This window comes from Streptomyces poonensis, assembly GCF_014650915.1.
In the GTDB taxonomy this organism is placed as follows: Bacteria; Actinomycetota; Actinomycetes; order Streptomycetales; family Streptomycetaceae; genus Streptomyces; species Streptomyces poonensis.
In genome coordinates, this window is sequence record NZ_BMVW01000014.1 from 187,580 (window position 1) to 199,320 (window position 11,741).

10 protein-coding genes are annotated in these 11,741 nt (G+C 71.9%); 5 read left to right on the plus strand and 5 right to left on the minus strand.

What is annotated here, in order from left to right; all coding sequences use genetic code 11:
- Nucleotides 1-81: 81 nt before the first annotated feature.
- A complete protein-coding gene (locus IE242_RS28385; protein WP_229859558.1) occupies nt 82-804 on the plus strand; it encodes a PAS domain-containing protein in 723 nt (240 codons plus the stop codon).
- 438 nt (nt 805-1,242) lie between these two features.
- On the opposite strand, the gene IE242_RS28390 is transcribed toward IE242_RS28385, so the two are convergent.
- The 5 genes from IE242_RS28390 to IE242_RS28410 all read right to left on the minus strand — a co-directional run bounded on the left by IE242_RS28390 (nt 1,243) and on the right by IE242_RS28410 (nt 8,015).
- A complete protein-coding gene (locus tag IE242_RS28390; RefSeq protein WP_189864184.1) occupies nt 1,243-1,785 on the minus strand; it encodes a hypothetical protein in 543 nt (180 codons plus the stop codon).
- 34 nt (nt 1,786-1,819) lie between these two features.
- Complete coding sequence (locus tag IE242_RS28395; protein ID WP_189864186.1) at nt 1,820-4,699, minus strand: DNRLRE domain-containing protein; 2,880 nt, start codon at nt 4,697-4,699, stop codon at nt 1,820-1,822.
- Between the two features lie 730 nt (nt 4,700-5,429).
- The gene (locus tag IE242_RS28400) at nt 5,430-6,695 is read right to left on the minus strand and encodes a sensor histidine kinase (protein ID WP_189864188.1); all 1,266 of its coding nucleotides are present in this window, start codon (nt 6,693-6,695) and stop codon (nt 5,430-5,432) included.
- Complete coding sequence (locus IE242_RS28405) at nt 6,692-7,444, minus strand: response regulator transcription factor (protein WP_189864190.1); 753 nt, start codon at nt 7,442-7,444, stop codon at nt 6,692-6,694. The genes IE242_RS28400 and IE242_RS28405 overlap by 4 nt, the downstream gene beginning before the upstream one ends.
- Nucleotides 7,445-7,448: 4 nt before the next feature.
- Nucleotides 7,449-8,015: a DM13 domain-containing protein gene (locus IE242_RS28410; RefSeq protein ID WP_229859560.1), complete on the minus strand. Its 567-nt coding sequence runs from the start codon at nt 8,013-8,015 to the stop codon at nt 7,449-7,451.
- Between the two features lie 1,273 nt (nt 8,016-9,288).
- On the opposite strand from IE242_RS28410, the gene IE242_RS28415 reads away from it, so the two are divergent.
- The 4 genes from IE242_RS28415 to IE242_RS28430 all read left to right on the plus strand — a co-directional run bounded on the left by IE242_RS28415 (nt 9,289) and on the right by IE242_RS28430 (nt 11,582).
- Nucleotides 9,289-10,140, plus strand: a complete 852-nt coding sequence (locus IE242_RS28415) for an endo alpha-1,4 polygalactosaminidase (RefSeq protein ID WP_189864193.1) — start codon at nt 9,289-9,291, stop codon at nt 10,138-10,140.
- Between the two features lie 187 nt (nt 10,141-10,327).
- Entirely contained in the window at nt 10,328-10,660 is a 333-nt protein-coding gene (locus IE242_RS28420) for an aldo/keto reductase (RefSeq protein ID WP_308436791.1), read from the plus strand.
- Between the two features lie 90 nt (nt 10,661-10,750).
- Nucleotides 10,751-11,059 carry an FAD-dependent oxidoreductase gene (locus tag IE242_RS28425; RefSeq protein WP_189864195.1) on the plus strand — a complete coding sequence of 103 codons (309 nt, stop codon included), beginning with the start codon at nt 10,751-10,753 and terminating at the stop codon, nt 11,057-11,059.
- A complete protein-coding gene (locus IE242_RS28430; protein WP_229859561.1) occupies nt 11,052-11,582 on the plus strand; it encodes a GNAT family N-acetyltransferase in 531 nt (176 codons plus the stop codon). The genes IE242_RS28425 and IE242_RS28430 overlap by 8 nt, the downstream gene beginning before the upstream one ends.
- The last annotated feature ends 159 nt before the right edge of the window (nt 11,583-11,741 follow it).

Here is an 11,741-nt window from a genome sequence, read left to right on the forward strand (position 1 = left end):
CCGCACTACATGATTGTGTAGGACGCACAGGCGTGTCGCCCTTGCCCCCGGCCGGCCCGCCGTGGCAGGCGGGAGGTGCTGATGGAGGCGAATCGGGCGCGAATGGACCAGGCGGAACCGGACCGGGCGGAGGCCGTGGTGTGGCGCAACCGCGCCCTGACCCTCTTCGACCGGGTGGCGGTGCCCGTGGCCGTCTGCGACGTGCACGGCGCGGTGCTGCTGGCCAACCCCGCGATGGCGGCGGAGTGCGGGACGGCACCCGGACGGCTGCGCGGCCGGGACGTACTGGAGCTGTTCAGCCCGCGCGAGGCCGGCCAGGTGGCGCGGATCGCGCAGGCGCTGCGGCTGAGGCACCGGTCGCGGTACCAGGTGGCGGTGCGCTGGCGTGGGCCCGGCGGCGCGGAACGGCACGGGGAGCTGACGGCGGACCCGGTCAGCGACTCCGCGGACGCCACGCCCACGCTGCTGGTGATGCTGCGGGTGCTGGGCGAGCGGACGCCCTGCGCCGAGCCGCCCGTCCGCGTGGCGCCGGTCCAGGCCCGCATCCTCGCCCTGCTCGCCGGAGGCGCCACCACGGCACAGGCCGCCCGCACGACCGGCCTGACCACGGACGGCGTGACCTACCATCTGCGGCGCCTGTCCGTCCGCTGGGGCGCGGCCAACCGCACCGAACTGGTCGCCCGTGCCTACGCGCTCGGGATACTCGCGCCGGGCACCTGGCCGCCGGCCCCGGCGGTCACGGAGGCGGACACGGAGCAGGTGGTGGGGCCGGCACGGCCAGGAGAAGTCCGAGCGCGCCGGTGAGCGGGTGGCGCCTTGGCCGTCGGTCTTCTCCCCGGCGCCGGCGTCGGACCCCCGCGAGGCTCGGGCGACGGTGTCGCCCGCCCTCAGGAGCCGGCCGCCGCCGCGTTGCGCCACGGACGCACGAACCCGCCCGCCATCGGGTTCCGGTACAGCGGCAGCACCGCTGCGGGAGACGGTGGCGGGCCTGGTCCACGTCGGCGATTCCCACCGGGGCGACTCCGCAGTGATGCGCGGAGGCCGCCGCGGTCGGGAAACGGTCGGGGGACCGGTGGGCGTCTCCTGCGAGGGCGGTGTGGGCGGGGCGGGGACACCGCCTACGGCATTCCCGTCGCGACGCCGCCGCTGCGGCAGGGCTGAGCCGGGCGCGGGAACGCGGGGCCGCCGGAACGAGCACGCTCGTTCCGGCGGCCCCGCCGTACGGGTGGCCCCGGGCGGAGGTCAGGCGCCCTTCACCGTGAAGGAACACCAGTCTGTCCAGCCGGAGGTCCGGGGACCGTCCTTCACCTGGACCCGCCAGCGGTAGGCACCGTCGTCCAGGGTGCGGGCGGGCGGACTGTAGACGAAGCTGTGACTGCTCGGGCTCAGCAGCTGCTGGTGCAGCACCGGCTTGCCGTCGGCCTTCTCCAGCTCGAAGGTCACCTTCCGGCGCGAACCCGGCTGCTCGGGCTCGACCGTACCCGGCGGGGCGACCGACTCCAGGGTGGCGGCGAAGGTGGGGGCGCCGTCGGCGACCACCGGGTCACCAGCGGGGCTCGCACACATCTGGAACGGCATGTAGGGGTCGTCCGAGATACGGGTGGCGCCCGGGACGGGAAGGAGCAGGTCGCTCCGGCCCGCCGCCTGGTCCTCGGACGACGCCGCGGAGGACGTCCCGGACGAGGCCGCGGCGATGGCCAGCGGTGTGGCGACCGCTCCGGCCACGCAGGCCGCCACCAGGGCGACGGTGGCGCGCCGGGCGCCCTTCCGAGTGCTGTTGCGCACACGCATGATGCTGTCTTCTCTCCTCATCGGCCGGTCACCTGACGTACAGCGTGTGCTCGGGGTCCTCGGTGGGCGTGCACCGGTACTCGTTCCAGCGGTGCTCGGCGACCAGGCGTTCGCCGAGGGCCGCACACCCGTTGAGGTTGTGCACCTGCTCGTACGCCACCCAGGTGTCCGCGGTGTTCGGCCGGATGGTGTGGTCGGCGATGTAGGAGGCCGCCTGGTTGCCGGCCTTCCGGCCGTCGACGCCGTCCCAGTCGTAGTGCACGCCGAGCCAGACCCGGCCGCGCTGGTTCTCCAGCGCCGCCTCGGAGATGCTGTCGAAGTGGCGGGTCACACCGATCGCGAACTGGTCGTCCGTGGTGCCCGTGAAGCCGATGTCGTCGGTGCCGAACCACTCCTGGACGGCCTTCTCCCAGGCGCCCGCGAAGGTGGCGTGGCCGGACACGTAGGCGGGGAAGTACGGGCTGAACTTGGCGCCCATGAGGTTCACCAGGAGCGGCGTCCAGTCCTCGTCCGGCTCGGTGGCGTCGTTGCCGTCGCCGTCCTTCTGGATGGCGGTCTCCGGACGCCACAGGTCGATGTCCGTCCGGTACTTCATGTCCCAGGCGACGATGGCCGCATCGGCCATGGCGAAGGAGACCAGGGCGAACAGCTTGGCGTTGCCGGCCATCGAGACGCCCTGCTGCTCCGACAGGATCTGGGTGTGCTCGAAGAGCTGCCCCGGCGGCTTGTAGCTGCCGTTGAGGTCGTTGGCCCAGAACTTGGCCGCCTCGGTCTGGTCCTTGGTCCGCTCGGTCGAGTCATGGCCGCCGAGCGCCTTCACGTCGTTGACCTGGGCGGCGTACTCGGGGCTGGCGAGCAGCGAGCTCATCGAGGTGTGGCCGCCGGGTCCCGCGGTGCGGAACTGGCTGCCGGAGAGGATGCCGAACGGCTTGACGCCGCCCCACTGCGGGGTCGCTCCGGGGACCGGGGCACCAGTCGCGTCGAACAGGGTCGGCCGCCAGTATCCGGGCTCCTCCGAGCCGTAGTACGGCTCGACGGCCGCCGAGCCGTCGTTCTCACGGTCCGCGATCATGGCGGCCGCGGCCTTCTGCCCGATCTCGGCGCCGGCCGCCCGCTGCGCGGCCGTGACCGCCGCGGGGACGGTGGCCCGCGCGGCGGCCAGTTCGTCGCTGAAGTCGTAACCGGGGAAGACGGAGGTCAGCACGTCGTGGGCGGCCTGGTCGACGGCGCTGTTGACGTCCGGCACGGCGCCGTTGGAGGCCGTCGGCTTCACCAGGTAGGCGTCACCGAGGCACAGCAGCTCGTCCTCGGCGCACCGCGCGGCGTTGGCGGCGTCGTAGACCGCCCCGTGCACCATGGCGCCGGCCCGGGCCAGCGGGCCGGGAGCCCCGCCGAACTCGCGGTACGTGGCCTGCAGGACGTCGGTCCAGTACTCGACGTGGTCCTTCTCCGGGGCGGTGACCGGCTCGAAGGTCACCAGGAGGGACGGCGTGAACTCGCTGTCCGAGGAGGCGAAGATCTTGAACGCGTCGGTGTTGTCCTCGTCCGTGGCGCGCAGACCGATCGTGTCGATCGCTCTGCTGGTCTTCGACCACTGCTGGACCAGCGTGGTCACGTCCTCGTTCAGCCACTCGGGGCCGCAGTCGTCGTGACCGAAGGTCTGGGTGGACGTGCGCGCCTGGGTGCGCCAGACCGGCTGGGTGTCCCAGGTGGTGGAGGCGGTGGCCGGGCCCGTCTCCCAGATCTCCCAGGACTGGGGCGTGCAGACGTCGGACCAGAGCGAGTAGAGGTTCAGCTCGGCATTGACGACGTCCTGGCCGGTGATGTCGACGTCGCTGTACTCACGGGGGAAGTTGATGAAGGCGCGGGCCGGAGTCTTCTGATACTCCCGGCCCACGTTCAGGCCGTAGTCGGCGGAGTGGTCACTCGTGTCACCCTCGTGGACCTCGGTGTCGAGGTTGCTGGTGAGGTAGACGGCGGGGTCGATGGTGACCGGGTACTGGGTGTCCTCGTCGGCCAGGAACCCCTTGTCGGCCTCCACGGACAGGTCGAAGCCGTCGTTGCGCTTGGTGACGTCCAGGTCGACACGGGCGGTCCGGCTGCCCGGGGCGTCGGGGTGGGTGGTGGACGAGTCCCACATGAACGGGGTGGGAGTGCGGCCGACCTCCTCACCGGTGTCGGCGTCGGTGAGTACCAGGCCCTCGTCGGCGCTCTCCGCGGCCTTCAGGCCCTCGGCCCGGACCGGCAGCGTCATGGACGCCGCGCGCTCCGCCGCCTCCCGGTCGGCGACCACGAGGAACTGCTCGAAGCCGGTCCGGGTGGCCCGGACCACCAGGTCGGTGCCCGGCATCACGTCGTCGTACGTCGCCTCGGTGCCGTCCAGCCGGGGCTTGGGCAGTGCGCCCTTCCACCCCAGGGAGATCTGCTGGTCGCCGTCGCCCAGGGTGACCAGGTCGCCGCCGGCCGCGCCGGTCCGGCCGGCCAGGCGCAGGTCGCCCGGGTGGCCCTTCGGGGCGACCGAGCCGTCCGCGTTCCGCACCAGGGTGAGGTCGACGTCGGCCCAGCGCCCGTTCTCCCGGTAGCGCACCGGGCCGGCCGAGGACTCGACGGACATCGTGCCGTCCGGGTTCGCCCACACCGTGGTGTGCTCGGTCCGGGCGCCGACGACCTCGATCCGCCGGCCCTGCGCCTCGGCGGTGACGAGGGCCTCGGACTCCTCCTGCTGGGCGGCGGAGGGGGCCGGGGCGGTTCCGGCGTCCGTCTCCGTGGCGGAGGCGGCCGGGGCGAGACCCAGGGTGACGGCGGTCTGCGTCAGGAGGGCGAGAGCGAGGGGAAGGGCGAAGGCCCGGGCCCTGCCGCGGCGGGGAGGCCGACCGGGTAGCGGGTCGACGGATCTGTGGCGATGCACGCCCACTCCTTTTTAGAGAGTCAAAAGAAGATCAAAACGCGCACAAGTTTCCGAGGAGGTGATCATTTTCGTCTAGACCCAGAGGGGAAATGGCTCAAACTTGGACATTCCGCGAATTTGCGCGAACGTTGAGTGGTGGGGCGGGCACCGGTGGTCTTCCTGTGAAGCGCCGCGGAACGGCGAGTGCGGAGAGACCGGAACATCTCATACCGATTTCCCGGAGGGAACGGTGTGCCACGTGTGAAGGTGGCGTGATCGAAGCGGGTGCACGGCGCAAAGCCCAGTGCTCCGCCGGGTGCTACGTCATGCCCGCAGGGACTGTCGGACGGCCGGCGGGGTCCGCATCAGCATTCCAGTGGCCGAGCCGACGTCGGCGAACGTTGTGATCATCGCCCGCAGCTCCTCGGCGGGGGCGTGCAGGTTGCGGCCTTCCGGGTGCGATCCTCGTCCAGCTCGCGGACCAGCAGACGGTCAGGCAGGGGACACGGGAGGTCAAGGGCATATGGCGGTGCCGACCGGGACAGCGGCGGATCCGGTAGCCGTCCAGCCCGCACTCCTGCTGGGTGCTCGGGAAGCACTCGGTGAACGGGTTCCCGGGCGGCCGCCTCCTCCTGGGCGCCGTAGCGGGCGAGCAGGTGCTGCGGCGCTTCACGGGCGGCGGCCCCGGACACCACGCCCCCCCAGGTGCCGGCGGCCCCGTTCGAACCCTCCGCACCGTCCTTCCCCGCGCCTACCGAGCCGCCCGCCGGGGACGCCGGTCCGGCACGGCCTGTTCCGGCCGACGGGCGTCGGCGGCCGGCAGGGTGATCTCGAAGCGGCATCCCGCGCCGGCATTACGGACAGTGGCGTGTCCGGCGTGGGCCTCGACGATGCCGCGTACGATCGCGAGCCCGAGTCCCGCGCCGGTGTCCCCATGCCGCAGCCGTCCCGCGGCGGCGGCACGAGGAGGGGACGTCATCCCGTCCGCCACGCCCACGGAGGTACCAGGGGAGGCCGGCATCGTCTGCCCGGGTGGCGTACGGGCCCGGCCGCCGCGCCAGCCGGTGTCGAACACCCGCGGCAGGTCCTGCTCGGGGATGCCTCCGCAGCCGTCCTCGACCGTGAGCACCACCCGGTCGTCCCGGCGGCGCGCGCTCACCGCGACGGTTCCGTCGGCAGGTGTCGCCCGGATGGCGTTGACCAGCAGGTTGCCGAGAACCCGGGTGATGCCCTGGCCGTCGACCCGGACCGGAAGGGGCGCGATGCCGCCGTCCAGCAGCCGTACCCCTCGCTCGTCCGCGAGCGGCCGGGCCGTGGCGAGGGCGTCGTCCACCAGGTCGTAGACCGAGACCCGGGTCAGGGTCAGCTCCAGGGACCCGGCCTGGATGCGGGACAGCTCGAAGAGGTCGTCGACCATGCCGGAGAGCCGCTCGACCTCGGTGCGGATGCGGGCGTGGTAGCGGCCCGGGTCGGGCGCGACGCCGTCCTCCAGGGCCTCCGCCATCGCGCGCAGTCCGGCGAGCGGGGTGCGCAGATCGTGCGAGATCCAGGCGATCAGCTCGCGCCGCGACGCGTCCAGCGACCGCTCGCGCGCCTGGGCCGCCTTCAGCCGGGTGCCGGTCTGCTCCAGGGCGGCGGCGAGTGCGGCGAGTTCGGCGGTGGGCGGGTCCGCCGGGGCCACGAAGCCGGCCTCGCTGCCGACGGTGGATGCCGCGGCCGCCAGTTCCCGGCTGCCCGCGGCGATCCGGCGCCCGAAGAGCAGTGCCGCGGCGAGGGAGATCGCGCCCGACACGGCGACCACGATCAGCACCACGCGGAAGTCGTGTCCCGACAGGAACATCTCCAGTGCCACCGCGACGGTGCCCGCCGCCATGGCGACGACGGCGAGCGCGGCCACCGCGAACATCGACAGGACGACCGAGCGGCGGCGCAGCAGGGTGACGGCGGGGACGGCGAGCAGCCCGGCGAGCAACGCGCCGAGGGCTGCCAGGGCGACGATGACCAGCATGTCGATCATGGTCGGAGGTTCCTGTCGCCTGCCTGTGTCGCCCCGTGTCCGGGCGGGTCCAAGCGGTATCCGGCACTCCACACGGTGCTGATGAGTTCCGGGGCAGCCGGATCGTCCTCGACCTTCTCACGCAGCCGCCGTATGTGCACGGTGACGGTCGACACGTCGCCGAAATCCCACCCCCACACATGCCTCAGCAGTTCCTCGCGGGAGAACACCTGGCCGGGATGGCGCAGCAGAAAGAGCAGCAGGTCGAACTCGCGCGCTGTCAGGGCCAGCTCCCGGTCGCCGCGTACGGCTCGCCGCGCGGCCGGGTCGACGGCCAGGTCACCGGCGCGCAGGGCCGCCGCGGCGGCAGCGGGCGGCGGTGCCTCGGCGCGGCGCAGCACGGCGGCCACCCGGAGGACCAGTTCGCGCGGGCTGAACGGCTTGGTCAGGTAGTCGTCCGCGCCCAGCTCCAGCCCCAGGATCCGGTCCGCCTCCTCACCGCGCGCGGTCAGCATCACCACCGGTACCGGCGGCCCGGCGCCCGCCCGCAGCCTGCGGCACACCTCCAGGCCGTCCAGACCGGGCAGCATCAGGTCCAGGACGACCAGCTGCGGTCGCAGGGCCGCGGTCAGCTCCAGGGCGGCGAGGCCGTCGGCGGCGTGCGCGATCTCATAGCCTGCGCGGGTGAGGTAGCCGGTGACGACCTCGGCGACGGTCGGGTCGTCCTCGACGACGAGGACGCGGCGGGCGGGAGCGGGGCGGGCGTTCATCGGGTCAGCCCGTCACCCGGGCGAGGTCGGCGGCGCCGAACGAGACCGAGAACCGCTCGCACCAGATCACGGCGCTGCGGAACGCGGACAGGTCTGTACCGGCCGGGACGGTGTAATTCTGGTTGCCCAGGTTGCCCTTGAGCTTCCCGAGGGCGACCGCCCCGTCCCCGAGCCCCTCCTTCACCGCGTCGGCGTCCCGGGTCGACAGGTAGACCCGTACATCCGGCCCCTCGGAGGTCATGAGGTCCTCCAACCGCAGCACCTGGCTTCCGTCCAGGAGCCGGACCGTGCGGGCGATGCCGCTGGTGTCGTGTTCATGGGTGACGAAACGGCCTTCGGTGAGGTCCACCGGATGCCGGTCCCCCGTCGACGGCTCGCCGCCCTTCATACCGGCCTCGTCCTCCCTCTGCGTCCCTTCCTGCACCGCGGGGCCGGCGGCGGTCGGCAGGGCCTCGTTCACCGTGGTGTCGGTGAACGCCTTCCAGGGCTGGAAGAGCCAGAGCCCGATACCGGCGGCGAACGTCAGCAGCAGAACGACGGGCACGACGGTACGGCGGGACACACGGAACACCTGGACCTCCTGCAAGGGGGGAGCGGGCCGACCGCTCACGGCCGCCCCATCATGAGCCCAGCAAACCCGCACACTCTTCGCCGGGGTACCGGCGAGCATGCCTCGTAATACACCGGTAATCAGCCGGGCCGGCACGGGCAGTTGGAATCCTGGCCCGGGACAGACCGTACCTACACCGCCCCGGACGGCACCACCGTCCTCTCCGACACCGCCGGAGCCCACGTCGTCTGTCGTAGAAACCTCGGTGGACAGGCGATGCTGTGTTGAAGCAGGGCATCGCCCTCGTTGTCGGTGATTACTTCCGGGATGATGGCGGCTGTTTGTGGTGACGCGTTCGGTCCTCGGGAGATACTCGCCCGTGGCGCCGGGGAAGTGGTGGCGCCTTCCTTGACCAGCAAGATCAACCACCACATGATCCTCACGGCTTCTTGTGATGAAGACTCAAGGGGACGGGTGGGGCAGCTCGACACCGGCCCGTCCGTCCCGGGACGGGCCGGTCCTCCGCTGGTCAGGCGTGCGGAGCGGGGTGGATACAGCGATGAGCGGTGCGGCTGCGGTGCTTCCCTGAAGCCGATGGATGGTCCTGCTGCTGAGCTGGGTGGCGGTCGGCGCCCTCCTCGGGAACCGTCCCTTCCTTCACTTCCTCGCCCTCGTGGTGACACTCCTCGCCGTTTCCTGGTGCGCCCTCTCGCTCTTCTGGAGCGGCCCACCTACGACTGCCCCAGCGGCGTACCCCCGTGGTGGCCGGACATCGCCCCCGTCCCGGGGTTCTGAGGGAGCCGACGACCGGCAGGGGCTCGGGGCGGCGGCGATGTCGTCCTCGACCGCCGCACCGGGCCGTACCGTGACCGGGCCCTGCCTGCGCGGCTGTGCGTTTCCCTGCCACAGGATGCCGCGGTGGCCGGTGACCGGCGGCCGGTCGGTCCGCAGCTGAGCCGGCCCTTGTCCGTACGGCCGTGCCCGCACCGAAGCCCGTAGCGCTTGAGAACGCCTGTACAGCCTCCGACCTCAAGTACTTCCCGGCGGTCAGCCGGCCGCCGGGGCACCGGGCAGGTCCCGGTCCTGGCTCCCGTCTCGATACCGGATTCGGTCACCTGGTTTGACGTGCGGTTTCCTGATCGTTTAGCGTCGTCAGCGGCCGTCGGCAAGCCGTCGGCCCACAGGCACGCCCAGCCGGTAGAGCGGCATCAGCGCCGTAAGCCCGGACCGAGTCGCCAGGACCGTTGTCGCGTCCGAGGCGGGGACGTGTCCCCTCATACGGAGCCCGCCAGTCATGCGTCACAACCGGTTTCCCGCCCGTCGGGCCGCCACGCTGCTCGCGGCGTCGGCCGCACTCGCTTCCTTCCTCACGGCCTGTTCGGGCGACGCCTCCGACGACGCCCAGGATGCGGGTGGCACGGACAAGGTCACGCTTCCCCCGGTGCACGCCGGGTTCGACTACCAGCTCGGCGGCCCCTACGTCCCGCCGAACGGCACGAAGATCGTCACCCGTGACCGCACGGCGTCGCCCGTGCCCGGCCTCTACAACATCTGCTACGTCAATGCCTTCCAGGCCCAGCCGGACGCGGAGCAGGACTGGGACTCCGATCTGCTGCTGCGCGACGGCGACGGCGACGTCGTCATGGACGAGGACTGGGGCGAGGCGATCCTGGACATCGGCACCGCCGCCAAGCGCGAGCGGATCGCCAGGAAGGTCGACGGCTGGATCGACCAGTGCGCGTCCAAGGGCTTCCAGGCGGTCGAGCCGGACAACTACGACAGCTACACGCGGGCCCCCGACGACCTGCTCAGCGCGAACGACGCCAAGGCGTTCCTCACCCTGCTCGCCACTCATGCCCATAAGAAGGGTCTGGCCATCGGGCAGAAGAACACCGTCGACCTGGCTCCCGCCCGCAAGGAGGTGGGCCTCGACTTCGCGGTGGTCGAGGAGTGCGGCGCGTACGAGGAGTGCGGTGACTACGTCGACGCCTTCCGCGACAACGTGATGGTGATCGAGTACACCGAGCGAGGACTGGAGCGCGCGTGTGAGAGCTGGAGCGACGACATCAGCATCGTCCGCCGCGACCTGGACGTCGTGACGGACGGCGACTCCGGCTACGTACGCGAAACCTGCGACGACGTGTAGGGACCTGCCTGCTCCGCTGTGCCGCCCGCCGGTCCACTGGTCCCACGCTGACGCGGACGAAACCGCGCGGGCGATCGGCACCTCGAACTTCTACCCGGACCGACTCGTCGACCACAACGAGGTGGGGCCCGCGGTCAACCAGATCGAGGCCCACCCCTTCTTCCAGCGTCACACCGACCTCTAGGTGATGCGCGAGCGCGGCGTGCAGATGACCGCCTGGGGCCCGCTCGGCCAGGGCCGCGCCGATCTGTTCGATCACCCGGTGCTCACCGCGATCGCCGAGGCACACGGCAAGACCGTCACGCAGGTGGCCCTGCGCTGGCTGCTGCGGCGCGGCATCGCGGTCATCCCGAAGACCGTGCGCCCGCAGCGCATGCGCGAGAACCTCGCCGTCTTCGACTTCGCCCTCACCGGCGACGAACTCGCGGCGATCGACGCGCTCGACACCGGCCACCGCGGCGGACCGGACCCCGAGTCGATCACCCTCGCCGAGCACGGCGCGGAGATCCCCGAGGCCTGACCGGCGCAACCGCTGAGGGGCCGCACGGGCCACGGGACTCGTGCGGCCCCGCCTCACCCGCCTCCCCCCGCCCACGCAAGGAAGGACTCCATGCACCACGATGCGGCCTCGACCGCCCATGTGCTCGTCATCGGCGGCTCCCTGGCCGGGCTGATGGCCGGCATCGCGCTGGCCAGGCAGGGCCACGAGGTCATACTCCTGGAGCGCGCCGACCGCCACCGGCCGTCCGGCGCCGCGCTGTCCGTCAGTGAGTCGGCGCTGCGCACCATCCTCGGCCCGGAACACGCGATCAGGCAGCTCGAAAATGTCGATGAGAGCTGGCAACGCTGGCGCAGCTGTGACTGCAGGGACGGTGTCGAGCGCCCGTGCGGGCCCGTGCGAGGATCGCGACGTGAATGATCTGCACTTGCGCCTCGCCGGCGACACCGACCTCGCCACTCTGGTTCGACTGCGCGACGACGCTGCCCGCTGGATGCTTGCCCAGGGCATTACCGGCCAGTGGCAGCCCGGCCAGCTGGATGAGGACCACTTCCGCCGGTCCATGGCGACTGGTGAGGTCTGGCTTGCCGAGGCCAATGGCCGCGTGGCCGGGGCCTGGGAGCTGTGGTGGGAGGACGAGGACGCCTGGGGACCACAGCCGCCGGTGGCCGGCTACGTGCATCGGCTGATGGTGGACCGCAGCAGCGCCCGGCCGGGGACGGGGCGGTTTCTGCTGAGCGCTGCGGAGCGCCGCGTTGCTGCGGCGGGGCGGGCGGTCGTGCGTCTGGACTGCCTGGCCGACAACACACGCCTGAACGCCTACTACCTGGACGCCGGATACCGGGTCGTTGGCCACAAGGCAGGCAAGCCGCAGCCGGGCGGTGCGCCCAAGTCATTCACGCTCCTCGAGAAGACTTGCGGGCCTGCGGTGAGGGCTGAGTGACTATGGCCGGAGGAGCCCGCCTGCTGCGGCCTTGACCGTGCGGAACCCGACTCCGTATGCACGCATGAAGGCTCGGTACGGCATCTTGGCCCGGGCCCTGCGGCGGATCGCCGCGTACGGGTCGACCTTGGACTTCGGTGGCGCCATCGCTGCCTCATC